Below are 26,252 nucleotides of genomic sequence, written 5' to 3'. Positions count from 1 at the left end.
GTCAGACTGGTTTGGAAAATTTGGACTCGTTGTCGCCGCCCATCAACGGGTCGAACGTGGCGGCCACGTTGCGGATGAAGAGGTTTCCTTCCTCGGTGACGTGTATCTTGTCATTATCGAATTGAATCAGGCCATCGGTTTGCAGCTCGTCAAGCTTAGCCGCTTCGTAATGGACGGCCTGGCGAACAGTGTCCTGCGAAACCCGGCAACGTTCGGCCATATCTTCCCATTGAAGCTGTCGGTTACACATCACTTCGGTCACTACTTCGCGGACGATACGCTCATCGTCGTTCAGCCGGTAGCCTTTGGCGATGGGCAGATGGCCTTCTTCGACCTGCTGCATATAATCGTTGATGGATTTGCTGTTTTGCGCATATACCTGCTCCAGCTGACTGATGCCCGAAACACCGAAAGCGTAAACCTGTCCGGTGGTCCGGCGGGTGCAATAACCCTGAAAATTCCGGTGCAACCGGCGCTCTTTATGAGCAATGGTCAATTCGTCGTTGGCTAACGCGAAATGGTCGAGACCGATGGCGTGATAGCCGCTGTCAATCAACAATTCGCTGGCCCGGTCGAACATGGCAATCTTATCCTCGTTGCTTGGAAGGCCAATCACTTCGAGGCGTTTCTGACTCTTCTTCACCCACGGAACATGGGCGTACGAGAACGTCACCAACCGGTCGGGCTTCATCGTGATGGCCTTTTCGATGGCCGCAATAAAGCTGTCGACGGTTTGGTTGGGCAAGCCGTAAATGAAATCGAGGTTGACATCCACCGGTTCGTCGCCTTCTTTCAGCAATTGAATGAGTTCGTCCACCGGAAGCTGGGACGGATCCCGGTTGACCGCTTTCAATACGTTCGTATCGAAATCCTGGATGCCGATGCTGAAGCGCCGGAAGCCGGCTCCTTTCAATCGTTTTACCGACTCTTCGTCGAGATGGGCCGGGTTGCATTCGATGGCAATCTCCGGTTGCTCGATGAACGAAAAATTATCGAACAGCAACTGGTTCAACTCTTCCAGGTAATGAACCGGTATAGCGTTGGGCGTACCGCCGCCGTAGTGAATCTGTGAAACTTTCCGTCCGGGGCCGATGTATTCTTTCACCATTTCCACCTCCTTCTTCACTGCCTCCATGTACCGTTTCACGGTTTCATCCTTTTTCATGGGGAAAGAGTTGCAGCCGCAGAAAAAACACATTTTCCGGCAAAACGGAATGTGGAAATAGAACGAGATGTTTTGCGGTTCCCAGTCATTCGACTCAGCCAGTGCTTTCCGATAATCGGTTTCGGTAAAACTTTCGGTAAAGAAATTGGCCGGCGGATAACTGGTGTAACGGGGTACCGGACGATTGTATTTCTCTAATAATTCGTTATTCATTCTTGATGCATTTATGACCGTTTCCAGTCGGCATTCTTTGCCCAGTCGGCCAGAAAGCGGGCGTTTTCAAACGGGATACCGGGCATAAAGCCGTGCCCCAGGTTGAAAATCCAGTTTTGATTTTCCGCGCCAAAGCGGAGGTATTTTTTCAGTTCCTTTTCGATTTCTTCCTGCGGTGCAAACAGTAGCCGCGGGTCGATATTCCCCTGCAGCCCGATGTCGGAATGGACCAGTTTCCGGGCAGTGGTCAGCGGTGTTTGCCAGTCGATGTTGAGGAAATCTGCCTCTTCGGGTGAAATACCGGCCAACCCGGTTCCAATCCCTTTCGGGAAGAAGATGAAGGGCAGTCCGGCGTCGCGAACCACCTGTGCTATTTTCCGCACGGGCGGAAGGAACAGTTCGTTGTATACATCGAACGGCAGCAGACCGGCGTGGGTATCGAAGAGTTGGAAGACATCGATGCCGTGTTTGATTTGCCCTTTGATGTACTCGATGGACATCTCGGTGAGGGCGTCAATCAGCTGCTTCGTAGTTTCCTTATTTTCGTAGATAAACCGAATCGCATCGGGGAAATCTCCTTTACGTCCCAATCCCTGCAGCATGAACAACAGCACGGTGAGCGGTGCCCCGCAAAATCCGATAAGCGGGATATTGGCCGGTTTGGTGCGGTTGATTTCGTCAATCACAGCGTAGATGTAATCCAGTTTCGCCGGATCGGGAAAGAGGCCAGCTACCGGGTTTTCCCGGAAGGCAAGGGGCTCTTCAAAAACAGGACCATCGTCGGTGAAGTCGAGGCCCATGCCCATGGCATACGGAACCACCAGGATATCGGAAAACAGGATGGCCGCATCGACGCCTAAATCGTCTACCGGAAGGAGAGTTACTTTGGCCGCCACTTCCGGATGTTGCATCATCTGCCAGAACGTGTATTGCTTTTTAATCTCCAGGTAGGAGGGCAACACACGGCCGGCCTGGCGCATAAACCACACCGGGGGCCGCTCGGTCGGTTTGCCTTTCAGGGTACGTAATAAAATGGATTCGGTCGGGTTTGTCTGCATCAGGGTATTAACCTTTCTGTTTGATTTTTTTCAATGCGTTGTAACTGGCCTCGATGGTGCGCTGAATGTCTTCGTCGCTGTGTGCTGCCGAAACAAACCCGGCTTCGAATTGCGACGGCGCCATGTAGATGCCGCTTTCCAGCGAATGTTTGAAATAATCGGAGAAAACCTTCGTATCGCATTTCATCACATCGGCAAAGGAAGTCACCTTCTCTTCTTTCGTGAAGAAGAGGGTAAACATGGACCCGACGCGGTTCACCACGGCCGGGAAATCCAGTTCGCGGAGGCTGTTTTTCAGGCCTTCTTCCAGCATACCGGCTTTCCGTTCCAGGTCGTCATAAATCATCGAGTCGTTGTCCAGCAATCGCAACTGCGTCAATCCGGCGGCCATGGCCAGCGGATTTCCCGAAAGGGTTCCGGCCTGGTAAACGGGGCCCTGTGGCGCCAGGTGATCCATGATGGCTTTTTTACCACCGTAAGCTCCGACCGGCAATCCGCCACCGATGATTTTTCCTAAGGTCGTCAGATCGGGTTCGATGCCCAGCAGGCTTTGTGCGCCGCCTTTGGCTACCCTGAAACCGGTCATCACCTCATCGAAAATGAGCAGCGCTCCGTGTTTTGTGCACAGGTCGCGTACGCCCTGCATGAATTCTTTCGTCGGAACCACCACCCCCATGTTGCCGGTAACGGGCTCGATGATGAGTGCGGCAATGTTGTCGCCGTGTTTCTCAAAATGGGCGGCTACCGAATCCAAATCGTTGAATTGAGCCGTGAGCGTATCGTGTGCTGTTCCGGTGGTAACGCCCGGTGTGTTGGGTGTTCCGAAAGTCAAAGCTCCGGAGCCGGCAGCAATCAGAAAGCTGTCGTTGTGACCGTGGTAGCAGCCTTCGAATTTGATGACCAAATCGCGGCCGGTGTAGCCACGGGCCAGACGCAACGCACTCATGGTGGCCTCGGTGCCCGAGTTCACCATCCGCACGCTCTCGATGGACGGCATCATCTTCCGCACTTGCCTGGCCATTTCGGTTTCCAGCAGGGTGGGAGCGCCAAAACTGGTGCCCTTCTGCATGGTTTCGGACAATGCTTTCAGCACGTCGGGGTGGGCGTGACCGAGAATCATGGGTCCCCACGAACCTACATAGTCGATGTATTCGTTGCCGTCGATGTCACGGACTTTGGAGCCTTTGGCACTTTCGATGAAGACCGGATCACTTTCCACGCTCTTGAACGAACGCACCGGTGAGTTCACTCCGCCGGGGATGTACTCCAGCGCTTCCTGAAAGGCCTGTATGCTTTTGGTAAATTCCATGTATATGAATGCTTTTCAATAGACCTGTGCTGTCCCAGTTAGCCAGAACAGCACAAGTTCAATTCTTATAAATCTTTCACAATATCCTGCGAGTGGTAGGTGATGATGATGTCGGAGCCGGCGCGTTTGATGGAAGTCAGAATCTCGCGAACGATGCGTTTTTCATCAATCCATCCGTTGGCGGCTGCCGCTTTTACCATCGAGAATTCGCCACTGACGTTGTAGGCAGCAATCGGCATGTTGAAGTTGGTTTTCACCCGCTGAATCACATCGAGGTAGCTCAAGGCCGGTTTTACCATCACGATGTCGGCGCCTTCTTCAATGTCCAGTGCTACTTCGCGCAGTGCTTCGTTGGCATTGGCCGGGTCCATCTGGTAGGTCTGGCGGTCGCCAAACTGCGGTGCACTTTCGGCTGCATCGCGGAACGGTCCATAGAAAGCCGACGCATACTTGGCTGAGTAAGCCATGATGGGCAGGTTATGGAAACCATTTTTATCGAGCTCCTGGCGGATGGCGCCCACACGGCCGTCCATCATATCGCTGGGGGCTACCATATCCACACCTTCATTGGCCAGCGAAACCGATTGTTTAGCCAGCGTAACCAGGGTCAGGTCATTGTCTACATCGCCATCGACGATGGTTCCGCAGTGACCGTGCGTGGTGTACTCGCAGTTGCAAATATCAGCAATGATGTACAAATCCGGAACGGCTTTTTTCAGGGCACGGGTAGCTTGCTGTACAATGCCGTTGTGCTCGCAGGCGACCAAACCGGTTTCGTCCTTGTGTTCGGGTATCCCGAAAAGGAGAACGGCCTGGATGCCGATACCGTATAGACGTTTGCACTCTTCCACCAACTGATCGACCGACAACTGGTAGTTGCCCGGCATCGATTTGATGGGATTGCGGACATTGGTACCCGGACAAACGAAAAGCGGCATGATGAGATCGTCGCGGGTTAAAACAGTTTCACGAACCAGGTTCCTCAGAACCGGTGTTTTGCGCAGACGGCGCAGACGAGTGGTAGGAAATGCCATAATAATTGATTTTTTATGTTATTCGTTAAATGCTATGTTGTAATGACCGGCAATGGCGGCCATTAATCCTTCTGAATTACTCATGGAAGCGACCACAACAGGGGCGATTCCGTGTTTTTCTGCCGCTTTGGCCGTGGTATGCCCAATGCAGGCAATTCGCAAAGCGGAAGATGCCACCGTATTTTTCGTTAGTTGCCTGAAGTTATCGATGCCCGACGGACTTGTGAAGATGATCAGTTCATAATCGTCTGCTTCAATACGTCGCAGAATATCGTCGTTCATTACTTCCGGCATCACGGTTTGGTATACTTCCATCCGCTCAACCGTTGCTTTTCCGGCAAGTTTCTCTTCGATGAGGTGACGGGCTAAGTTACCAACCGACAGCAATACTTTTTCACCTTCCGTAATTTCATCGTACAACTCTTCCGAAAATTCATCGCCGGTTTGTCCGTGGTTGATGAAATGGGCTGCATGACCGTATGGTGTTAACTTGCTCGCTGTTTTCTTCCCAACGGTGGCGATTTTTATTTTTCCCGGAAGGGAATAGTTGCCCTGGACGGTTTTAAGCTGCTCGAAAAAGCAGCGAATGCCGTTGGGACTGGTAAAAACCAACCAATCGAATTTCTCCAGGTTCTCCAGCGTGTCTTTCATCTTCGTGCTTAGCGGAACGGACCGAATTTCGATCATCGGGAGTTCCAGCAGGGTGGCGCCTTCTGCAGCAAACCATCGCTTCAGGTCCTCCGATTTTCCTTTCGGTCGGGTCGAGATGAATACCTTATGTTGCAATTGACTTTTGCTCATTTTTCTTCTCCGCTATTCTACCGGACGAATATTCTGCAAAATAGTTTTTCCGCCTCTTTCCAGCAGTGTTGTGGCCAGTTGGATACCGAGGTGCTCACCGTCTTTTTCATTTCCCGTGAGGGAATCCTCCAGGTATTCCGTCCCGTCTACTGATGATACGAAGCCGGTAATGGTCATTTGCCCGTTTTCCCGGCGGGTGTAGCACCCAATAGGTACCTGACAACCTCCTTCGAGGGTTCGCAGAAAAGCCCGCTCGGCGGTTCCGGCTAACCAGGTTTCTTCATGATTGATTCCGGCCATCAGTTCGTTAATATATGTATCGCCTTCCTTGGTTTCGATGGCGATGATGCCCTGCGACGGCGGTGGCATCAGCTGGTCAGGTTCCAGAATTTCAGTGATGTAATCGTCGAGGCCGATGCGCTGCAAACCGGCAGCGGCCATAATCATCACGTCGCAGTAGCCTTCCTCCATTTTGCGAAGGCGGGTATTGACATTGCCGCGAATATCGTTGATTTGAAAATCGGGATTATGTCGCAGGAGTGAAGCCCGGCGGCGCAGGCTCGATGTTGCCAGAATATCTTCGGTTGTCAGTTCATCCAGCTTTTTCCCTTCGCGGCTGACCAGTGCGTCGCGGTATTCGGCGCGTTCCAGCACTGCTGCTAATTTTAAACCTTCCGGAAGGGTAGTAGGGAGGTCTTTCAAACTGTGAACAGCCAGATCGACTTCGCCGGCCACCATGGCCATTTCAATTTCCTTGGTAAACAATCCCTTGTCACCAATTTTGGAAAGGGCGACATCCAGTATTTTGTCTCCTTTGGTGTGAATAATTTTGATTTCGACGGGCAGGTCCGGATAAGTTGACTCGAGCGCTTCTTTTACGGCATTCGCCTGATACAACGCAAGCTGGCTTCCGCGTGTTCCTATCCTGACAGTTTTATTTTTCATAAAATAAGAGCTTTCAGCAGATTGATTCCGGTCGGGCCGGAATGGGATTATTCGTTTACCTTGAACAATTCGTTGATGATGCGCAGTGATTCGGCGTCGCGGCCGTTGTCGGTAATCTCCTTCAGGTTTTTGATGAGGATGCGGGCATAACGCTGCGTCAAATGCTCGGTGTATTCATCTACCTGGCGTTGCACATCTTCCGAATCAATCTTCTTGTACCCGCTCAGCTCTTCCTGATTCACCCGTTGCAAGTTCGCTTTGATAGCCTTGATGGCCGGACGCAGCGAACGACTGGCGTACCAGTCACAGAACTCGGCAACCACCTCGTCGATGATGGGACGGGCACTCTCAACAGCGACCATGCGCTTTTCGGTATTTTCGGCAATGTTCTGCTTCAGGTCATCGACACCAAACAGTTGCACGCCAGGTAACGTTCCCACGCTTTCTTCCACATTCCGGGGCACCGACAAGTCAATGAAAATCTGTTGATGTCCATTTGGCTCTTTCTTTTCAGTCGTCACCATTTTTTTGTCGATGAGATATTCGGGCGATGAGGTAACTACCATGACGATATCGTGCGATGCCAAATGATTGGGATAGTGTTCAAAAGGAATGGTACTGCCGTTGTAGCGCTTTGCCAGGTGTTCGGCTTTTTCGAGGGTACGGTTACTGACCGAAAAATCGGTTACGCCTTTTTTTATGAGGCTTTGCAGGGCAATTCCAGCTGTGTCGCCAGCACCAATGAGCAGTACTTTCTTTTGCGAAAGGTCGTCGACCAGGTTGTTGCAAACCTCTACCGCGGCCGCGCTTACGGATGTTGCCCCCACTTTGATGGCGGTCTCGGTGCGTACACGCTTGCCTGCCTCGAATGATTTCTGGAAGAGCCGCATCAACACGGCATCGGTCATGTTGGCTTTGGTACAGTGCAGGTAGGCGTCTTTCACCTGTCCGATAATCTGATCTTCACCAATCACCATGGAATCAAAACCAGCAATAACCTCGAACAGATGCCGGGCGACATCTTCGTCTTTTTTCCGGTAGAAATATTCGGCGTGTGAATTTTCCGGTTTTTTAAACTGGTTGACTTGTGCTAAGATGAGCTCGAAAGCTTTCTTTGACGGGTATTTACTCTGTGAAAAATAAATTTCCGTACGGTTACAGGTCGACAGAACCACCATGTCGGTGATGTCAGTCGCTTGCTGCACCTCTTCGTAAAAAGGCTGAATTTCCTCTGTCAGGAATGTATATTGTCCCCTGATGTCAAGGGATGCCGTCTTATGGCTGATACCTAAAAGGCCAATCATTTGTTGCTGCTTTGTGGACAACCGCCATACAAAAATACAGATTATCAGGAATATGGCGAACTATCCTGTCGGTCAATTATTATTCAAGCAATTACTTTCTTCTCGTAGGAAGAGTTTTAGGAATGATTTAGCCAAAGATTGGCGGAGGCCGGGAGAATAAACGGAAAGCGAGATGATGCTCCGGAAACTGAGTAGGTGCCTCTACTATTTTATGCACAATTCCAGCGGTGTAGGATTTTTCGTCAGATGCTTGCATTTCTGTCTGATCGAAATGAATGCCTGCAATGTCGCTGAAAAAATGAACGGTGTCCCCGGATGTTACATCGCTTTCTTCTGCAATGTTAATGGTATTTGCCGTGATTGAATCTACTGTGTTTTCTTCCACATTCGGTTTACCCAACAGCCACGATCCCAATCCTACGACGTAAAGTACGACGAGGAAAAGGTAAGGCAATGTGTTCGATAATACTCCGAAGAAAAACACCGGCAGATTATTTAATTATCAATATATTATAGTTGCTCTATTAACTGCTTAAGTTAAAGGAGTTCTGCAAACTTACTAAATCTGGCCGAGACTCTTTCTTTAAGAATGCTTAAAATTGAATTAGCCTAAGCTTATGTTTGCTGCGTAGAAAACAAGTTGATCGGGATAAAGTTTTGCCTGTGTATTTTACTTTTCTCTATTTCTATTGTGTATAAATAACAACTGCATTAACTCCGATTTCAATGGCCGTTTGGCGCGATGTTTTGATTGACTCTGAAAAGATTATTCGGATCGTATTTGCTTTTAATTTTTACCAATCGGTCGTAATTGTGTTTGTAGCTTGCCTTTATCCGGTCTTGCCCTTCGTTCATTATAAAGTTTAGATAGGCGCCGCCGGAGGAGAAAGGATGAACTGCGTCCCAGTAGTTTTTGCACCAGTTGGTAATCTTTTCAGCATTGGCCGGGTCTGGATCAATACCTACAATAACGCCTGCATATTTTGCATCCCGATAAGCCCATGGCGTTTCGTCTTTACCGACCCGGCTCGCTGCTCCACTAATTGGATACAGGTGCATTTGAGAAAGCGGCGTCGGTATGGCCTTACCGAATTCCATATGTTTAGCAATGGCTTTTGAATCCAGTTCATTGAAGAAATCAGCTTTCCAATACCATTGCAAACCGGGTGGCATTAAACCATCGAACAGCGATTGTAATGCAGGAAATGGCATGGCACCCAGGTGCTCGAATATGGGAGCATGTTCCAAGACAGGTTTAAATGCTTCTTCCGCTTTATCCAAATTGCCTGTATAGCACCATATAATTCCACAAAAATGTTTGTTATGTAAAAACTCAGGGAATGGTGCTCCTGGAATGACCAATGTTGCGATGAAACCATTTAAATCGTCAGGTGCGTTTTGAATGAATTTATCGTACCATTTCATAATCTCCTCTGTTTTTTCAATAGGCCAGAGTGTTGGTCCGCCATAAACTGTTTTTACCGGATGGGCCTGGAATTTAAATGAAGTCACAACTCCAAAGTTTCCGCCACCTCCACGAATGGCCCAAAATAGATCGGGATGTTGGTCTTTATTTACGGTAACAAACGATCCGTCGGCCAATACCATATCAGCTTCCAGTAAACTGTCGATTGTCAATCCGTATTTTCGGGACAAATAACCAACGCCGCCACCCAAAGTCAGGCCTCCGACTCCGGTTGTAGAAACCATTCCGCCGGGAACGGCTAATCCAAAAGCATGCGTTGCATGATCAAGTTCTCTCAAAATGTTACCTCCGCCAACTCTGACTGTTTTGTCTGTGGTATTTACGCGAACATACTTGATGCCCGATAAATCAATGACCAGGCCGTCGTCGCACGATCCTAAACCTCCGCCGTTATGTCCACCACCTCTGACTGCAATCAAAACATTGTTTTCTCTACCAAAATTCACACAGTGAATTACATCGGCAGCATCCACACAGTTGACAATCAGCCCGGGATGTTTATCGATCATTCCGTTGTAAACTTTTCGAGCCTCTTCGTAATTTTCATCTTTCGGAAGGATCAATGTTCCACTGATTTGTGAAGCTAACTCCTCAATTACAGTGGGTTCTAAATCTTTAATTGTGGTTGTCATATTTCTGTTTTTTGCGGTTAAATGCAAAAGCTGATTACTGAGCGACAATCATGCCCTTTAGAGACCACAAAATTGCCAGTACATCCTTTTTCGAATCGTCATCAATTTGATGTTTGTCGAGGATAAGCATGATATCATCCACTACCTCCATGTATTCTTCTGGTCTGATGTTCATTCCCTTGTGAGCAGCGGGCATTTCTTTACCGGAATATTGAGCTTGTCCACCACTTCCCGCACTAAAGAAATCGATGGTGTGTTGCCGGATAAGTGCCAAATGTTCGGGTTGCTCTTTTAATGGCAAAAAACGTTTCTGAATAACCGGATTATTCATGTGGGTTTCAATTACATCATCTACGATGGATGCGATTCCCTCAGTCTTTCCCAACCGTTCAAATAATGTTGGTTGACTGTTGTTTTTTGTGTCGTTACCGTTTTTCATATGCAAAGACTTTAGATTATTATTGAATAGATAGATTTACTCGTTTTATCATATTGGTAAGTGAAATCCGTAACAGATAAACTGCGATTAATGCGTTTATTATGTGTTGTATAAGCAATTTAAGACAAGAATGTCTTAAATGCTGGTAATTTTGGTTTTAATGCTGGTAATTTTGGTTCAGGAAATCTTCAGAGGAGAAGAAAACGGTTTATCGGAGGTTTGTATGTAATCGGAAGGTAAAATACCGAATCTCTTTTTAAAGCATTTGGAAAAATAGGAGGGACTATTAAAACCTGTTTCGTATGCTATTTCAGAAATATTCCCGGACTTTTTATTGAATAATCTTAGAGCTTTGTTTAGGCGATATGAAAGCAGGAAATTATTGGGCGAAATTCCCATCAGCTCCATCATCTTGCGATACAGCTGAGATTTACTAAACCCCAGATGCAGATTGAAGTCATTAACTTTTAACTGAGTATTTCCAGATTCCTTTTCAGCGAAGTCGAGCAGCTGGTTAATAAAATGTTCGTCGGAAGGCGAAATGGCTTCTACTTGCATGTTTTTAACAAACTGGTTGGAATTTTCACTTACATATAAATCCTTCACTTCCGATGAAACTACTATGTCAGCTTTGGAAGTATCAGTCATCCGTTCAGCAGATTGGACAACTTCCTCAAAGAGTTCTTTTTTCTCTGTAATAGGAGAACCTGCGCAGAGTCCGATTTTCAATTTTATATGACACGGGTTTTGTTTACAGGTCAGTTTTTTGAAAATAGCCTGGTTTTCTACAGCACATTGAACTGCATTAGTTACAGATTTAAAAGAGACCAAAAAGCCATTATGGTAGTGCCTTACAATTCTCCCGTTGAACTCTTCAAATACTTCCGGAATTTTCTTGTTGTACTCTGCTAATGATTTATTCAGCCTAATCAATTCATTTAATTTCAATGAAGACACTTTGAGTTTAGCAACCATAATGGTTCTAAAAGCCGGATCATCAATGATATTCAGTGCGGTATTCCTTGTATTTTGCGGGTCTTCAATTCTTCCCAGAAAAGATTCTACCAGGTCTACATCGACTTCGGTAACAATATGAGGTACATTCCCATGGGCATTGTGATGCATGTCTTTAAGAGCCTGTTTATTTGGAGCCTCAATCAGGCAGAAGGCAGTTTTTCTTCTTTCGTCGAACCAGTAGGTGAGCCCCCGGCAATTGTAGTTGTCCTGTATCTTTAAATCTTGCTGATGTAATTGTGCTACGTGTTCTGCTGTGACTGCTTCAGAAACATCATGTCGGTCCATGTAAATTGGCATACCCCTGTTTTTTAGCTTTCTACTTCTCCGATGAACTTTGTTTTCCCTACCTTTTCAACGAACTATTCGCACATTATTATAGTTATCGAGCGAACGATTTGGTTTCTTGTCTATTAAATTTAAGACTTTTTATTCGGATATCTATAAGTTTCGGAAAATGAAGGGGTAAGGACGAATCTGTTCCGTTAGATTAAATAAAATAATTCGATATATTTGATCTCTTTTTTCGAAAAATATCCTTTAGATGATTGGAATAATTACTATAAAACAAATTTGTAACCAATTTTGTCGGCTCCTGACTAAATAAGCAAAACCAACATTCATGCACACCAAAGAGGAACACTTTAAAGATTTGATTGCCGGGAACGAAGAGCGGTTGGTGCGAATCTGCCGGTACTATCATTCCAATGCCGAAGGGCAAAAGGACTTGTACCAGGAGATATTGGTCAACATCTGGAAAAGCCTCGACAAGTTTCGTGGTGAATCGTCGATCAATACCTGGATTTACCGCATCGCCGTCAATACGGCCATCAGTTTTAGCGGAAAATCGTACCGGCAATCCAAACTGATGATCAACACGGATAGTTCGGCTATGCAAATCCTGTACGATCACAATGAGCTGGAAAGTAAGCTGGAACAGGAAGCTTTGTTTGAACAGCTGCAGGTAGAGCTCAACCAGCTTTCGATTATCGACAAAGCGCTGATTTCGCTTTTGCTGGAAGGCTTGACAATGAAGGAAATTGCTAACGTAATTGGTATTACGGAGCCGAACGTGAAAGTGAAAATTCACCGAATTAAGAATCAGCTGAAAGAGAAGCTTGTTCGTGATGCATGATGTTGGAAAAGCTGTCGGAAACGGCAGAAAAAGAGTGTTACATGTTAAAATTGAGACCTGTCATGAATACAAAAAATAATAGCGACAAAAACAATCATTTACTGGATATCAACGGATTGATTCCCGGTTTGCAGAAAGAAGATCGGCGAAACGAACGAATCATGCGGAACTTCCAGTGGTTGATGTGGATCATGATCCCCGTTTACTTTGGGTTGCTGGTGGTGAATCCTGATAAAGACCTGATTTGGAGTGACCGGGTGGGTGGTTTCATCTATGTTCTGGCTTTCTTGCTGATTGGATTGATCATGAGGCATTATTACAAGGAGTACAAAGCGGTCGATTATTCGTTGCCTACTACCGAGATGTTAAGAAAGGCCATCAAACGGTACAAGTTGTTACGTCCTCAGAAATTATACATCTTGATTCCCGTCCTTTTAATCGACGTTGGGTATGTCTTTCTTTCTTTGAATCATTTCAAAGATGTAGATTACCTGGACCGCGTGTTGATTTACCAGGCTGTTTACCTGGGAGCTATCATTATTGGAGCCGGTATTGGTGTACTTATCTGGCGAAAGCGACAGAAACCTTTGCGCGATGCAGCCGTGGAATTGCTGCGGGAAATTGAATCGGAGTAAGGTATTTAGCCACACGAAATAAGAGAGCCGGAAGCCATTAGCATATCACATGACTTCCGGTTTATTTTTCCTGGTTCATCCGTTTTTTTATTTCTTTCCTCATTACGAAAGTGCCCGCAATGATGGCAACAGAAATACCCAGCCAGCCATAGTGCCGTAACACGTTTGGTTTCATGAAAATGGTGTACAGGTTCCAGATGGCAAAAAGAGCCATTACGATAATGAGAACAATCTGCCACCTTAGTTTATTCTGGTCACTCATTGGTCAGTCTTTTATTTTCAAGTTTTAAAATCGCAAAGTTAAGTGATTTTTTAATGCTCTGCCTGCGAACCGATAGTTTCTCCTTCGTACTTTTTCAGGCTTTTTTGTGCGGCATGCCGGCCCATACTGACCAACTCTTTGGCCCGGTAAAAATCAAACGTGCTGCAAGCTTCGTGTGATATTTCCATCAAAATATCCGGCGGGTGATTTTTCAGGTTGGCTTGCCCAATGTGGTAGGTCATCATCGCAATGGTTTTGTTGATGAGGTCGAAATATCCCAGTTTCTCTTCTTTATTGTCTGATGAAGAAAGATGCAACTGTTGGTAAAATTCCCTGATTTTTTCCTGGTAAACCGACCGGTTGTTCTTCTCTTCTTTTTTCGAAACGGCAGGTTTGTCTACCGGAACATCGGCGTTTACATTGACGGCAATCAGGAGATCGTCTTTTTCCCGTTTAACGTGATTGAGCGGAATATTATTGATAATGCCTCCGTCGACCAGCAAACCGTTTTTTGTTTTTACGGGAGTGAAAACAGTCGGAATGGCCATCGATGCTCGTATCGCTTCGAATACACTTCCTTTCCGGAAAACGACTTCTTTTTTATTCATAATATCAGCGGCAACAGCGGCATAGTGGATGCTCAGTTCCTCAATTTTGGCATCAGGAATGAATTCCTTCATCTTGTTCAGTACCTTGTCGCCTTTGATGAGTCCCTGCGAGCTGAGGGTAAAATCGACCAGATTGAAGACCTTGAATTTGTCAAGCGTGTACAGCCATTCTTTGTACTCCTCCATTTTGCCCAGGGCATAAACGCCACCTACCAATGCCCCCATCGAAGTTCCGGCAATGGAGCTGATTTCAAATCCTTGTTTTTCGAGCTCTTCTATAACGCCAATGTGAGCGATTCCACGGGCTCCACCACCCGACAAGACCAGGGATACTTTTTGTTTCATACGTTTCCTGAAAAGGAGAGTGATTAAATACTTATGTTCAAATAAAGATAATCATTTTCAGTTTGCCTGAAAGCGCAAGCTACACCCCGCCCACTTCATTTTATTCATTCCTGTAATTCTGAAAAAAATTTTTCCAATGAAAAACTATGATCATTTAAAAACTCGTTAATTTCATCAATGAATTCGGGCTGTTTTCGTTGACGATTGACGGTTAAATGTATAACTATTGAATCCCGGTCGGGTGGGTATCCTGTTGTAATGGTCCAGCACAGTGCATTAGGACACTCCAACAGAGCAAATCGAACTCCACCCTTTATTTGGCTTATACTCAATGAGAATTCTCCCCATATTCCACCGATTTTCAATTTATCACCTTCGGGATTATCAATCGCAAATAGTTCATTGCTAATCTTTTCGAGGTTGCTTAATTGTATGTGCTTTTGAATGAGGTGTTCCGTTGTTTTTACTTTAATTATTCTGAAAAACTCCATATTTCTTTTATTGAGAAAATTGATCTAATTGAGACCAATTAATGACTTTCCTCTTTTTTTGAGTCACATTTGGTGGCGGCAATATCTCAAATGTTTTTGAGAAAGCAGAGCTTACCGATAAATATTCCAATAAATCGTAGGAACCATGGAATATCATTTACTGATTTCCTGGTTAACCGATTGAAGCCATTCGTAGAGCTCATGCGCTTGCTGCGACCGGTTCTCAATCCGGATATCGCCGAGTTGTTGGAGCAAGATACGTTCGTATCGGTTGGTTGATTGGTCGAGAATATACCCAGCGTAAACAGCGCTACCGGCATCAGCCATTTCAGAAACGGGGTCACTAAGTGGCCCCTTGGCTGCCAAAGGCAATAGCAGGAATTTGGCTTTTAGTACTTCCGGGTTTATTTGGTAACAAATGCTGTCTGTATTCTGCAGATTCTGCTCCATATCGGTAGCAGAAATCGTTCCGGTGGAATCAGGAAAGTTCCAGTTGTCGGGTAAGTTATAGCAATGAAGTTCACCCGATGAATTGATTAGCCAGCCGCGATGCTGAAAGCCCCAGGCGTAATTCACATATTCGAATTGAAACAACACTTTCTGCCGGAGGGCGTATCGCGGATTATCTGATGGCACATGATCACATCCGGTAAGCAGAAGTACTATGAATATCAACAATGCTCTTCTCATGGTGGTTAGCTTTTTTCTATCCGTGAGATGCATTCAGTTGCCTGGAAGTTGCGCTTTTGTATTGATTTTTAACCCAAATCTTTTAGAAAATCATTAATCGCTAATCCTCCTGATTATGTTTTTGCCAGCTTTCAAATTGTTTTTTTAGCGCTTGTACTTTTTTCGGAAATTGTGTTGCGAGGTTCGTCATTTCTCCCGGATCGGTTTCCAGATCGACCAGAAACAAGGAATCTTTCGGTGCAAATTTCTTTCCGGAAATCACTGGGTTGCCAAGCAATTTCCATCTGCCATTTCTCGCCGCCCAGTGTTTTCCGTTTTGCCAGCAGAAAGCAGGGTGCAACGTCTCGTGCCTTTTATCGTTCAGAATGGGGACCAGGCTTTTCCCGTCAAGGTTATGGGTGTCGAGTTTGATTTTGCATAGCTCGGCCAATGTTGGCATCCAGTCTCCATTTATGGCGACCTGGTTACGCACTTCTCCAGGATGTAATCGGGCTGGCCAGCTAATTGCCGCCGGAACCCGGATTCCTCCTTCAAACAGACTAAATTTAGAACCACGCAGAACACCGGCACTTCCTCCGCCGAAATGCGCTCTTTCCTCAGTAGAATAGCCATTATCTGACTGGAAAACGATGATGGTATTTTTGCGTAAGCCCAGTTCTTCTAACTTATTCAAGAGCTGACCTATTTTTTCGTCCATGGTCGAAATAAAAGCTGCGTATAAATCTCTTGGGTATTTCACTCCTTTCTCCCGGTAATATTTTAGCCATTTAGGTGAGCCCTGATAGGGGTAATGCGGCGTGTTCATGGCGTAATACATAAAGAACGGATGGTCTTTATTTTCATCCAGAAATTTCGAAGCTTCCTGAACCATCAAGTCGGGAAAATACCGGCCCGAATAAAACACTTCCTTTCCATTTCGATACAAATCGTGCCGGTTAGGACCGTCCCAGTAGAAAAAATGGGAAAAATTGTCGATACAGCCCACAAAATGACCGAATGAATAATCGAATCCCTGAGCATTTGGCTGTTTATCTTTGGCATGGCCTAAATGCCATTTCCCAATGTGCGCCGTTTTGTATCCTGCATCTTTAAACATTTCGGCCATGGTGTACTGGCTTCCCGGCATACCGGCTTCGAGACTTCTTGCGCTAACATTGCCGGGCACGCCAGCTCGCTGTGGTGTTTTCCCGGTAAGCAACCCGGCCCGCGACGGTGAACAGATAGGAGCTCCGTAAAACCGGGTGAATTTGACACCGCTTTCTACCAACTTGTCCATATTGGGTGTCACTAAATCAGTGGCACCAAAACAATTTAGGTCGATGGCACCCTGGTCATCCGAATAAATAATGATGACGTTGGGGCGGTTGGCCGGTGGATTTCCGGCATGAGCCGATAGACCGGTTCCGGCAAGCAGTAGTGACCCGGTTATGGTTTTCGCTAATCGATTCATTCCAAAAAGGTTTAGTTAGAAGTGTAGCCTAAATTAAGGAATGATTCGAATTAACCCAAATACGTTTCCAGGATTATCTAATTCGAGCTGTTGGGCTTCATTTTTCTTTCTTTGTTTTTCAGTTCACTTCAAATCCGCAGTGAAATATCCTTTTTTCCCGTTGTACAAATTGCACCAAATGGAAAGTTTCACAGGTTTCACGTTCAATGGCATTCTTCGTCGGGGATTCAGAAAAAACTCTACCTGGCCAATCGAACACGTTTCGTCCGATTTCAGATTGTAGCCGGTTATCTTGTAGTATTCATTTACCGTCAGTTGCATGTTCAGATAGTCAAACGAATCCTGATTGGCAATCACAATGTGGTGCCCCTCCAGATGAGCGGAAGCGTGGAGCTGTACCATCGAGTTGTTCTCGTTGGAGTAGGAACGATAAATGAAGAAAATTAGCGTCCCGATAATAGCAAAGGATACGAGGTAAGCGATTTTTGTTTTCATGGCAGATAAGTTAGCCATTTATTCTTTTAATACAATCTTTAAAATCCCGTAGGTGCCGCGGCTACCATAAAGAGCTGTTGCAATGACTCCTGACTGGAAATCATAATCTCTGATTCTATCCAAACTTAACTTCTTTAGCTCTTTTTCGGAGACTGGTTTGCCATCAATTATTACGAGTGGCAATGTCAGGTACTTGTCTTTTAAGCCATTTGAGATGTGGTGAATGTAACTTAAGTTCAGCGCCAAATCATATGCTGTTTTCACTTTCTGAGGTCGGAAGTCTGCTGCTTTCAACTCAGTGGATTTTATATTTGTAATTGGAAATTGTTCTGCGATTCTTTTGACCTGTCCTGTGGCGATGACTGATAGAAACAAGAAAGTTGAGAGGAATAATAGCTTTTTCATATTGTTGGATTTGCTATGTTGTTTTAATTTTTGGTGGCTTTTTTCCTGCGCATACTGGCCCTGGCCATAACAATGGATACCGCTACAATCACCGGGATATCAGTTTTTAGTGAAATGTAAGAAGTGAGATCCTTTTCTGAATCGAAGTGTCCGGTAATCATCTGTTTAATCGGGTCCCATAAATCGAAGAGTAGTAAGCAAAGGGACATGATGAGAGCGGTGAGCAGAAACTGTTTTCCGAATTGCAGGATTTCTTTTTTCATACATTTATAGTGAGCGCTTTATCGTTTGCGTGTATTTAATTATACGCGTAATCTGTTATGTTATTCGGTTGAAATACTTCTTCTGTATGGATGTGGATAAAAACATTCAACGGACCTGTCAGATCGGAAACGGTCGTTCGGAAACTGACTAAAACAATGTCTTCCGCTTCGTTATCAGGATTTTTAATGACTTTAGCATTTGCATCTTGCCAATTAACCGTTACAAACTTTTGTTCTGAAGCGTTCAACGAATTCCAGGCAATCTCTTTAAATTTTAGTAAATCGGCTTTGCTCAGGTCGTTATCTTTTTCACATGATGGAGTTAAGAAAGATAAAAAAGTCAGTAATAGTGCGACTAAGAGAATATTTCGGTTCATAAGTACAAATGTTAGTTATGTTCTAATGATGAACCAGGCGACTTTAAGGTTGCTTTAGTTCTTGTCAAAACTCAGTTTAGTTTTTATTGCAGTACTTTTGGTAATATTTATTTGCAACGGTAAATCCATTTTTCACTGCTTTTTCCCAGTCATGGCAAGCTTTATCTTTTAATCCCAACTTATACATGGTAATTCCTCTGTTTGTTAGGCCGCTGGTTGAAGTGGAATCCAATTTTAATAAGTAATTGTAGTCATTCAGAGCTGACTCCAGTTTCCCGGTTTTTAGGTATATATTCCCCCGATTCAGATAGTAATAAGGCACCAGGTAAAAGTCTTCGCCATATACTTTAGCATATTTCATCGCGTTTGTATATTCTATAATTGCCTTTTCATAATTGGCGTTTAGTCTGTAGACCTCACCACAATAGAAGTTTAGCACGTCATCTTCCTGAAAGATTCTTTTTCCTTTGTCTAATGCTTTAATAATTATTGCATTGTGTTTGTGGTCTGCAATGGCTATCTGGTACAGTCGCAGATAAGTTTCCCGTATGGTTGAGTCTGTTTTTATAGATGCTAACAACTTGTTTAGAGCACTGTCGTAATTCTTATTTTTAATTTCTGAAATTGCCTCATTGGCTAATTGTATGGCTGCATTTCTGCTGTCGATTGAACCGGAGTAGGTCTTTTGTCCCAGCGCACAGGTCATTGTTAGAAATACCATGAATGTGAAAAGAACTGTTTTTTTCATGTAGGCCGGTTTGCGGTTGTTACTTTATTGGTTTCTGAAAAATAGAAAAAATCTCCCAGAACCTTCTCCTTTATATTCTACATGTTGTCTGATTATAGCAAATCAAAATTTTCATTCACGTACCAGATCTATACATTCATCAAAAAATTCAGACTGTTCATCAAAAAGATCGGGATAATTATCTTTTTTCAATTTATATTCATTATACGGTTTGTAGCAAATGGTTTTAGTCGGGTATGTGAGGGAAAAGTTTATTTCATGTCACTTTGAGAATTTATCGAAATAAATAGGTTAGGATGAAGATTAGAAATGTGGTAAGGTATAGCGACTATTTTTATTTGGTTTAATACAACGTTTAAAAGTCGCCGAAAGCCGCCGGACAGTTATCCGGCGGCTTGTTTTATAGATGTGGTGTGTCTTTTATCTTGCAGAATATCAATGGTGTTCTTTCAGGTAACTTCCCGCTTCAATTGTAGGGTAAAGCTCTTCGTACGTTTTTACTTTTCCCTGGATTTGCTTGTATATTAATCCCCGGTGTAGTTGTTCAAGGCTGCTACAGCCAGCAGCAGCAAATAGTTCCAGAAAATCATTGAGGGTTTCAGACTGATAGTTTTTCACCCGTTTCCATTTGTCTTCCACGACCAATCCTTTCATTAATCCAGGCTTATTGGTCGTAATGCCGGTGGGGCATTCATTGGTATCACATTTCAGAGCCTGGATACATCCCAGCGCCAGCATCATACCCCGTGCTGAGTTGCAAACATCGGCGCCCAGACTGAGTGCTTTGAATATGTCGAAAGCTGTGAATATTTTGGTGGCCGTAAAAATCCTGATTTCATCTTTAAGGTTAAATCCCCGCAGTGTATCCACGACGAAAACCAGCGCCAATTCCCAGGGCATGCCGACGTAATTGGAGAAATCGATGGGAGCAGCCCCGGTACCACCTTCAGCACCGTCGACAGTTATGAAGTCGGGCTTGATGCCTGTTTCGACCATCTCTTGACATATCTCTACAAACTCGTCTTTGCTGCCAATGCTCAGCTTGAATCCGACCGGCTTGCCTTTTGAAAGTTCTCTCAACTGCTGAACAAATTCCAGCAGACCGCGGGCATTACTAAAAGCGCTGTGCCCGGGAGGCGAAAGGACCGTGGTGTGAGGTTCCACTCCTCTGATTTGCGCAATCTCTTCATTGTTTTTCTTCGCCGGCAATACACCACCATGGCCTGGTTTGGCTCCCTGCGAGAGCTTAATCTCAATCATTTTAACTTCTTCAGCAGCAGCTTGCTTTTCGAACTTTTCGGGAGAAAAGTGACCGTCGTCGGTTCGACAGCCAAAGTAACCCGTACCTACTTCGTACATCAGGTCTCCGCCCTGCCGGTGATAGGGCGAAATAGCACCCTCGCCGGTATCGTGGAAAAAGTTTCCGGCAGCGGCCGCTTTGTTCAGTGCTATCACGGCATTTTTGCTGAGCGCACCGAAGCTCATCGCCGAGATATTAAACAGGCTGGCTGAATATGGATGCTGACAAGCACTTCCGCCAACGGTAACCCGGGGTGGTTTATCCAGTTTTGGAGCCGGATAGATGCTGTGCTGTAGCCATTTGAAATTGTCCTCCTCTACATCCAGTTCGGTACCAAACGGATGTGTTTCGTTTTGTTTTTTGGCACGCTCATAAATATAAGCCCGATGGTTCCGGTCGATAGGTTTACCATCGGTATCCGACTCGATGAAATATTGATGAATTTCGGGAGAAATCATTTCGAATAGATACCTGGCATGACCAATTACCGGGAAATTCCGGAGGATGGTGTGTTTCTTTTGTGCCAAATCGTAAATGCCGACACCCACAAAAAAGACAACAATGCCGATGAGTGTGTATATCGGGTATTTTATCAGGCTTAGCCCGAGTAATACAACAACGGTTGCTATCACTGTCAGCGTGATGGATTTTCTCATATCTGTGTTTTAGTCAAAATAACCTTCTATTTCTTTCTTTAAGTTTTCCCATTGTTCCCGGTTTCCGCCCAGCGACTGAATGATCTCTTTCACTTTCGACAAGCCGAAATCGGTAGCTTCGGTTAAACCAATTCGCGGTGGAAGCGACAACTCGCCACTGTTGACGATTGCTTCGATGATGAAAGGCTTTTTAGAAGCTTTGGCCATTGCCACGGCTTTCTCCACATCACGAGCATGCTCGACCTTTATACCTTCACCTCCGCAAAGTTGTGCATAGGCCACAAAGTCGAAGTTATCTACGTGCAGCGCGTCGAGGTTGGGTGCCAATCCGGCTTCTTCCATTTCAATTTTGACGAAGCTCAATTCATCGTTTTTGAAGACAATTACTTTGATGGGTAGATTGTATTTTACTGCCGTAGAAAATTCGTGGAGGGTCATGTTGAATGCTCCGTCACCAACCATCGCCCATACTTCCCTTTCGGGAAACTGAAACTGAGCGCCTAGGGCCGCGGGGAGACCGACGGCCATGGAGCCGTGGTTAAACGAACCGATAATTCTTCTTTCGGAATGAAAATTCATGAAGTTCGACGACCAGATAACTGAAGTACCCGTGTCGAGCGCAAAGATGGCGTCATCGGCAGCCTGCTCACTGATACTTCGGGCAAATATTTCGGGATGAATGGGCTCGAGCTCCCGCTCGTCATCGGCTTTTTGCTCCATCGATTTTTTCCATTCGCGAAATTCCTTCTTCAGGTCGTCCAGAAAACTGCAGTCTTCTTTTTCCGGGCAGTTTTCCAACAGAAGCGCTACCGTTTCATGGATGTCTCCGTGCAGCCCCAATGTTACGGGGATTCGGTTCCCGATGTTTTCCGGGCGAATATCAATCTGAATAACATTGGTTTCTTTCGGTAGAAAATCGGTATAAGGAAAGTCGGTACCGAGCATGATGAGCAAATCGGGTTCCATAACGGCCTTGTATCCCGATGGATTTCCGATTAGGCCGGTTAATCCCACTACGTTTTCCATCGAGTGGTCAAAAATGTCAGAAGCTCTCAGCGTGTGAGTGACTGGGGCGTTTATTCGGTTGGAGAATGCCTCTACGGTTTCTTTAGCTCCCCGGCAACCAGCTCCTGCCAGGATTCCGATTTTTTTCGCATCGGCAATCAGGTTTACGGCCTCCTCTATCAGCTTGGTGGGTGGGGTGGTAATTGACTCTGAGCGGAAAGCAGAGTGAATGTATTTTTCGCTTTCGGCTTCCATCATGGCTATATCAGCCGGTAATTCAATCCGGCAAACGCAATTGTCATTCAACGCTGTTCGAATGGCTTTCAGGATAATTTTCGGTGCTTGTTCGGGTGAGCGGATGATGGCCTGGTAACCACACACATCGGCAAATACCTTTTCGAGGTTTACTTCCTGGTGGAAATTGGTGCCCTGCACAGCAACCGGAACCTGACCGGTGATGGCCAATACAGGGGAGCGTTCTTTTTTGGCATTGTATAAACCGTTAATCAGATGAAGTGCTCCCGGCCCTACCGTGCTGGCGCAAACACCCAGATTGTTGCCCAGTTCACCTTGCGCAAAAGCGGCATAAGCACCATTCTCCTCATGCTTTACTCTTATCCATTCGATAGTGTCTTGCTTTGCTATTGCAGAAATGATTGGATTCAGTGCATCTCCGGCTACTCCAAAAATGTGCTGAACTCCTTCCTGTTTTAAGATATGAAGAAGCTGCTCGGATACATTCATGATATTATCTTTTATTCGTTTTCGGAAGGCGTACCGATTAAACGAACAAGTAATAATGTCTTTTGTTTTCCGATACTTGGCGAGATAGCTTCTTCGTTGCCTGTTTAACTTTCTTTAATAATGATAAGGATGTTCTATCTGTTTTTAGTTGTCGAAGTTTATTTCCGGAAGAACCGTTCCACCGTTTCGTTGAACTGTTCGGGATGCTGGATACAAACACTGTGGTTCGAATCGGGGAAAATGCACAACTCTGCTTTGGGAATGGCCTTGAATATCCGAATCGTGTGACAAGGCTTGATGATGTCGTGATCGCCGGCCATCACCAGTGTCGGACATTTTATTGTATGAAGATTTTGATCGGAAATGTGAGGCTGGTACAGCATCATCTTATTGAGAGCAATGGCTGTTGGTGTTGCCTTCTTATCATGTTCCACAAAATTTTTCATATCCAGAATATCCTTATAAGGAACAGCAGTAGAATCGGGAACCGTGTTGGCGCCGGAAATGGCCAGCTTTTTCACCTTGTCGGGATGTTCAATGGCAAGCAACAAACCATCGATGCCGCCGTCACTCCAACCGAGTACGTATGCAGAATCGACGTGGAGCTGTTCCATCAGGGCGTTAAAGTCCGAAACCATTAACCGGTAGGAGATGGTATCGGGAGAACCGCCCGATTTTCCTTGCAAACGGCTGTCGATAGCAATCACGCGGTAATGTTTTTCGAAGAAAGGAATCTGGTTCCGGAAAGCGTTAATGGAACCTCCGTTGCCGTGAAACATCACCAAAGGCTCACCACTTCCGTAAGTTTCGTAATAGAGTTGTATCCCGTTCACAGTATCGTAATGACCGGCTTTGGGATTGTTGCCGTAAGCTATGTTTTCCGACTGTGCTTTTACTCCGGCGATGAAGAAAAAGAAAACCAAAATCAAACTCGTTGCTTTGTTCATCATCTTATCTCTTTTTGTTTATACTGCGAGGACGCAAGCCCGGCTCACTGGATAAAATTAAACTAATTTCAGGTATTTGATGAGCATGGAGATGTGATTAGGCCTTGAACGACATGGTGAAAGTGGTTCCCCTGTTGGGCTCGCTTTCAACCTCGATTTTTCCGCCCAAACTGGTAATGTGGTTGTGTACCAGGTAAAGTCCAATACCTTTACTTTCTTTATGGTCGTGAAATTTCTGACGCAAACCGAAAATTTTGTCTTTCACTCTTTCCATGTCGAATCCCAAACCGTTGTCACTAAATATCAACAGAGCTCTTCCATCGGCTTTTTCTGAACGAACCTGAATGATCGGATGTCTATCGGACCTGGCGTATTTAATCGAATTCGTCATCAGATTCAGGAAAACACTTTCCATGTATGCCCGGTTAAACCGGATGGTATTCAAAGCTGAAAAGTCGGCATGAATAAATGTCCCGGATGTTTCGACTATTGATTGTATCGATTTACGCACTTTGTTCAGTGTTTCGCTCAAATTCACCTCTTCCAAACGGGAATGAGCCTGATGTTTTTCGCTTAAAGCATCGACATAATTATCCAACGATTCTTTCAGGTATTCACCCGATAATTTTAAGATCTTAACTAATTCAATAGCCTCTTCGTCGGTAAACTTCGAAATATCGAGCATATCGAGTACCGCCAGCACATTGTTAACCGGCGCTCGTAGATCATGTGAGGTAGTGTAAGTTAACTGTTTTAAATCATTGTTTGAGCTGGACAGTTGGGAGAGCAAAGCGCTTCGATCGGCTTCCAGTCTTTTCTTATGAGTGATGTTTTTAGCAATAGCGAAGATTAGTTTCTCACTTTCAATTGGATAGGAAGTCCAGGATAACCATACAATCTCACCACTTTTGGTTTTATACCGGTTTTCAAAATGAAGAAGTGGTTTTGCCCTGGTAAGCTCCTCCCTTGCCTTATCAGTAGCACGCTTATCAGCACAATATACAAAGTCATTAATTGGGCGGGCATACAATTCTTCCATGCTATATCCCAGTAACTTCGAAACGGCTGGATTTATTTTCCTGAAATATCCGTCGTATCCTGCAATGCACAACAAGTCGGGCGACAAATCGAAATAAAGTTCATAATTAAAATTCGCACTATTCATCTCTGTTGAATGAGTCATAAATCGATCTGCTGTTATTCTACTTTATCCAAGGTATATAGCCATTTTTGGCTTTTCTCCCTGTGTTTATTTTGAACGGAGAAAATGAACAAAAGTTGTTGTAGGGAATGAATTATCAATCAAAGGAGGATAAACTCTTTATTTAATCCCAAACAAATCGCCACGAACCATCGGACTGGCGTTTCCAAACCGTGTGAAAAATTCCCTCGGACGTTTTCGCGTTTCCCAGCGAGTCGGTCACAGTGTATTGATAACTGCCATAGGTGTATCCCAAATCGCCCGATGAGGAAACCTCTACAAAGTCAGGTTTCCAGGTAAGACTGACTTTCTTCGACGGTGTCGGTTGTTGGGAATAAAAGTCCTGTATTGCCTGTTTCCCTTTAATTAATTGGCTATTGCGCAGTATGACTGCATCATCGTCCGCATAGGTGAGAAATGCTTTGGAAATGCCTTGCCTTTGTACCATTTCTGCGAACGACTGCTCAGTTTGCTTGATCTCTGTTTTCCACTGTTCCACTTGCTTCTCTTCTTCCGGTTGGCATGAAGTCAGTAAGAAAATGGGCATAAGTAACAGCGCAAAGAGTTTTTTCATATGGTTTGAATTGGATGTGGTGTGTGAATTTTAGAACAGCAGGGCTACAATTCAAATTATTTCAATACATACGATGCCAGCACATGATGGACGTCGTACACATTCACTGATTTGTTGAACTGTTTCTTAACACTGGGCGTTTGTTCTCCAGCGACCCAAATCTTCAGTTCAGCGTCCGGATCGAATGCATTGGGAGCTTCGATGCTGAACTTCGAAATATTTTTGTAAGCGATGGATTTGTATTCGACCTTATCCCCGGCTAATCCCTGTTTGTCGATTAGTATTAATCGTTTGGTGGTAAAGATGAATACGTCGTGGTATAGTTTGAATCCGAGTTCAATACCTTCGCCTTCAATCAATAGCTTGTCGTATTTCTTCAAGAGCTCTTCCGGTTCCACTGTTCCGGCTTTGCCCAAAAGTGATGAAAATAGTCCCATATCGTTTTGTTTATTGGTTTGGCTTTATTTCTTCAAGGTAATTAAATATCTGAATACGATCAACCAAACCTTTTGGGTGTAGGA

At 45.1% G+C, this 26,252-nt stretch carries 29 protein-coding genes; 2 read left to right on the top strand and 27 right to left on the bottom strand.

From position 1 onward, the window contains the following. Window position 1 precedes the first annotated feature (1 nt). The 11 genes from hemN to CLV93_RS09510 form a co-directional block, all read right to left on the bottom strand. Window positions 2-1,378 (bottom strand): oxygen-independent coproporphyrinogen III oxidase, encoded by a 1,377-nt coding sequence (gene hemN / locus CLV93_RS09560; RefSeq protein ID WP_106541975.1) that lies wholly within the window; start codon window positions 1,376-1,378, stop codon window positions 2-4. Between the two features lie 11 nt (window positions 1,379-1,389). Further along, window positions 1,390-2,436 (bottom strand): uroporphyrinogen decarboxylase, encoded by a 1,047-nt coding sequence (gene hemE, locus CLV93_RS09555; RefSeq protein ID WP_106541974.1) that lies wholly within the window; start codon window positions 2,434-2,436, stop codon window positions 1,390-1,392. Window positions 2,437-2,443: 7 nt separating this feature from the next. Next, entirely contained in the window at window positions 2,444-3,745 is a 1,302-nt protein-coding gene (gene hemL / locus CLV93_RS09550; RefSeq protein WP_106541973.1) for a glutamate-1-semialdehyde 2,1-aminomutase, read from the bottom strand. A 65-nt stretch (window positions 3,746-3,810) separates the two neighbouring features. Beyond that, a complete protein-coding gene (hemB, locus tag CLV93_RS09545; protein WP_106541972.1) occupies window positions 3,811-4,779 on the bottom strand; it encodes a porphobilinogen synthase in 969 nt (322 codons plus the stop codon). Between the two features lie 18 nt (window positions 4,780-4,797). Further along, window positions 4,798-5,580 carry a uroporphyrinogen-III synthase gene (locus CLV93_RS09540; protein ID WP_106541971.1) on the bottom strand — a complete coding sequence of 261 codons (783 nt, stop codon included), beginning with the start codon at window positions 5,578-5,580 and terminating at the stop codon, window positions 4,798-4,800. A 12-nt stretch (window positions 5,581-5,592) separates the two neighbouring features. After that, window positions 5,593-6,525, bottom strand: a complete 933-nt coding sequence (hemC, locus tag CLV93_RS09535) for a hydroxymethylbilane synthase (protein WP_106541970.1) — start codon at window positions 6,523-6,525, stop codon at window positions 5,593-5,595. Window positions 6,526-6,572: 47 nt separating this feature from the next. Beyond that, window positions 6,573-7,829, bottom strand: coding sequence for a glutamyl-tRNA reductase (gene hemA / locus CLV93_RS09530; protein ID WP_106541969.1), 1,257 nt, complete (start codon window positions 7,827-7,829; stop codon window positions 6,573-6,575). Between the two features lie 127 nt (window positions 7,830-7,956). After that, complete coding sequence (locus tag CLV93_RS09525; protein ID WP_106541968.1) at window positions 7,957-8,313, bottom strand: hypothetical protein; 357 nt, start codon at window positions 8,311-8,313, stop codon at window positions 7,957-7,959. A 239-nt stretch (window positions 8,314-8,552) separates the two neighbouring features. Further along, window positions 8,553-9,947: an FAD-binding oxidoreductase gene (locus tag CLV93_RS09520; RefSeq protein WP_106541967.1), complete on the bottom strand. Its 1,395-nt coding sequence runs from the start codon at window positions 9,945-9,947 to the stop codon at window positions 8,553-8,555. A 34-nt stretch (window positions 9,948-9,981) separates the two neighbouring features. Further along, window positions 9,982-10,386: a group I truncated hemoglobin gene (locus tag CLV93_RS09515; protein ID WP_106541966.1), complete on the bottom strand. Its 405-nt coding sequence runs from the start codon at window positions 10,384-10,386 to the stop codon at window positions 9,982-9,984. A 177-nt stretch (window positions 10,387-10,563) separates the two neighbouring features. After that, window positions 10,564-11,700: a nickel-binding protein gene (locus tag CLV93_RS09510; protein ID WP_106541965.1), complete on the bottom strand. Its 1,137-nt coding sequence runs from the start codon at window positions 11,698-11,700 to the stop codon at window positions 10,564-10,566. A gap of 322 nt (window positions 11,701-12,022) precedes the next feature. Here CLV93_RS09510 and CLV93_RS09505 point away from each other — a divergent pair, with 322 nt between their 5' ends. Both CLV93_RS09505 and CLV93_RS09500 read left to right on the top strand, forming a co-directional pair. Continuing rightward, window positions 12,023-12,535 (top strand): RNA polymerase sigma factor, encoded by a 513-nt coding sequence (locus CLV93_RS09505; RefSeq protein ID WP_106541964.1) that lies wholly within the window; start codon window positions 12,023-12,025, stop codon window positions 12,533-12,535. Between the two features lie 62 nt (window positions 12,536-12,597). Next, a complete protein-coding gene (locus CLV93_RS09500; protein WP_146141993.1) occupies window positions 12,598-13,170 on the top strand; it encodes a hypothetical protein in 573 nt (190 codons plus the stop codon). A 61-nt stretch (window positions 13,171-13,231) separates the two neighbouring features. Here CLV93_RS09500 and CLV93_RS09495 read toward each other — a convergent pair whose 3' ends face one another. From CLV93_RS09495 to CLV93_RS09415, 16 genes are all read right to left on the bottom strand, one after another. After that, window positions 13,232-13,432 (bottom strand): hypothetical protein, encoded by a 201-nt coding sequence (locus tag CLV93_RS09495; RefSeq protein ID WP_106541962.1) that lies wholly within the window; start codon window positions 13,430-13,432, stop codon window positions 13,232-13,234. Window positions 13,433-13,482: 50 nt separating this feature from the next. Next, on the bottom strand, window positions 13,483-14,385 hold the full coding sequence (locus tag CLV93_RS09490) for a patatin-like phospholipase family protein (protein WP_106541961.1): 903 nt from the start codon (window positions 14,383-14,385) through the stop codon (window positions 13,483-13,485). A gap of 104 nt (window positions 14,386-14,489) precedes the next feature. Further along, on the bottom strand, window positions 14,490-14,876 hold the full coding sequence (locus tag CLV93_RS09485) for a hypothetical protein (RefSeq protein ID WP_106541960.1): 387 nt from the start codon (window positions 14,874-14,876) through the stop codon (window positions 14,490-14,492). A 153-nt stretch (window positions 14,877-15,029) separates the two neighbouring features. Continuing rightward, window positions 15,030-15,566, bottom strand: a complete 537-nt coding sequence (locus CLV93_RS09480; protein WP_106541959.1) for a hypothetical protein — start codon at window positions 15,564-15,566, stop codon at window positions 15,030-15,032. A gap of 100 nt (window positions 15,567-15,666) precedes the next feature. Then, the gene (locus tag CLV93_RS09475; RefSeq protein ID WP_106541958.1) at window positions 15,667-17,016 is read right to left on the bottom strand and encodes a sulfatase-like hydrolase/transferase; all 1,350 of its coding nucleotides are present in this window, start codon (window positions 17,014-17,016) and stop codon (window positions 15,667-15,669) included. Between the two features lie 123 nt (window positions 17,017-17,139). Then, the gene (locus CLV93_RS09470; protein WP_146141992.1) at window positions 17,140-17,511 is read right to left on the bottom strand and encodes a hypothetical protein; all 372 of its coding nucleotides are present in this window, start codon (window positions 17,509-17,511) and stop codon (window positions 17,140-17,142) included. An 18-nt stretch (window positions 17,512-17,529) separates the two neighbouring features. Then, the gene (locus CLV93_RS09465) at window positions 17,530-17,916 is read right to left on the bottom strand and encodes a hypothetical protein (protein ID WP_106541956.1); all 387 of its coding nucleotides are present in this window, start codon (window positions 17,914-17,916) and stop codon (window positions 17,530-17,532) included. Window positions 17,917-17,939: 23 nt separating this feature from the next. After that, the gene (locus tag CLV93_RS09460; RefSeq protein WP_106541955.1) at window positions 17,940-18,179 is read right to left on the bottom strand and encodes a hypothetical protein; all 240 of its coding nucleotides are present in this window, start codon (window positions 18,177-18,179) and stop codon (window positions 17,940-17,942) included. A gap of 35 nt (window positions 18,180-18,214) precedes the next feature. Beyond that, window positions 18,215-18,556: a hypothetical protein gene (locus CLV93_RS09455; protein ID WP_106541954.1), complete on the bottom strand. Its 342-nt coding sequence runs from the start codon at window positions 18,554-18,556 to the stop codon at window positions 18,215-18,217. 76 nt (window positions 18,557-18,632) lie between these two features. Then, window positions 18,633-19,304 carry a tetratricopeptide repeat protein gene (locus tag CLV93_RS09450; RefSeq protein WP_106541953.1) on the bottom strand — a complete coding sequence of 224 codons (672 nt, stop codon included), beginning with the start codon at window positions 19,302-19,304 and terminating at the stop codon, window positions 18,633-18,635. Window positions 19,305-19,739: 435 nt separating this feature from the next. Next, the gene (locus CLV93_RS09440) at window positions 19,740-21,260 is read right to left on the bottom strand and encodes an FMN-binding glutamate synthase family protein (protein WP_106541951.1); all 1,521 of its coding nucleotides are present in this window, start codon (window positions 21,258-21,260) and stop codon (window positions 19,740-19,742) included. Window positions 21,261-21,269: 9 nt separating this feature from the next. Then, a complete protein-coding gene (locus tag CLV93_RS09435; protein WP_106541950.1) occupies window positions 21,270-23,009 on the bottom strand; it encodes a thiamine pyrophosphate-dependent enzyme in 1,740 nt (579 codons plus the stop codon). 158 nt (window positions 23,010-23,167) lie between these two features. Beyond that, the gene (locus tag CLV93_RS09430) at window positions 23,168-23,959 is read right to left on the bottom strand and encodes an alpha/beta fold hydrolase (RefSeq protein ID WP_211297793.1); all 792 of its coding nucleotides are present in this window, start codon (window positions 23,957-23,959) and stop codon (window positions 23,168-23,170) included. A gap of 94 nt (window positions 23,960-24,053) precedes the next feature. Continuing rightward, window positions 24,054-25,139 carry a PAS domain-containing sensor histidine kinase gene (locus tag CLV93_RS09425; RefSeq protein ID WP_211297792.1) on the bottom strand — a complete coding sequence of 362 codons (1,086 nt, stop codon included), beginning with the start codon at window positions 25,137-25,139 and terminating at the stop codon, window positions 24,054-24,056. 142 nt (window positions 25,140-25,281) lie between these two features. Further along, the gene (locus CLV93_RS09420; RefSeq protein WP_106541948.1) at window positions 25,282-25,731 is read right to left on the bottom strand and encodes a YybH family protein; all 450 of its coding nucleotides are present in this window, start codon (window positions 25,729-25,731) and stop codon (window positions 25,282-25,284) included. Between the two features lie 56 nt (window positions 25,732-25,787). After that, window positions 25,788-26,168, bottom strand: a complete 381-nt coding sequence (locus tag CLV93_RS09415; RefSeq protein ID WP_106541947.1) for a PH domain-containing protein — start codon at window positions 26,166-26,168, stop codon at window positions 25,788-25,790. Window positions 26,169-26,252: the final 84 nt, after the last annotated feature.

Origin of the sequence: Prolixibacter denitrificans, from assembly GCF_003014495.1 — a bacterium.
Classification (GTDB): Bacteria; Bacteroidota; Bacteroidia; order Bacteroidales; family Prolixibacteraceae; genus Prolixibacter; species Prolixibacter denitrificans.
The sequence above is the reverse complement of the archived record's forward strand: the minus strand, read 5'-3'. Positions and strand labels throughout refer to the sequence as shown.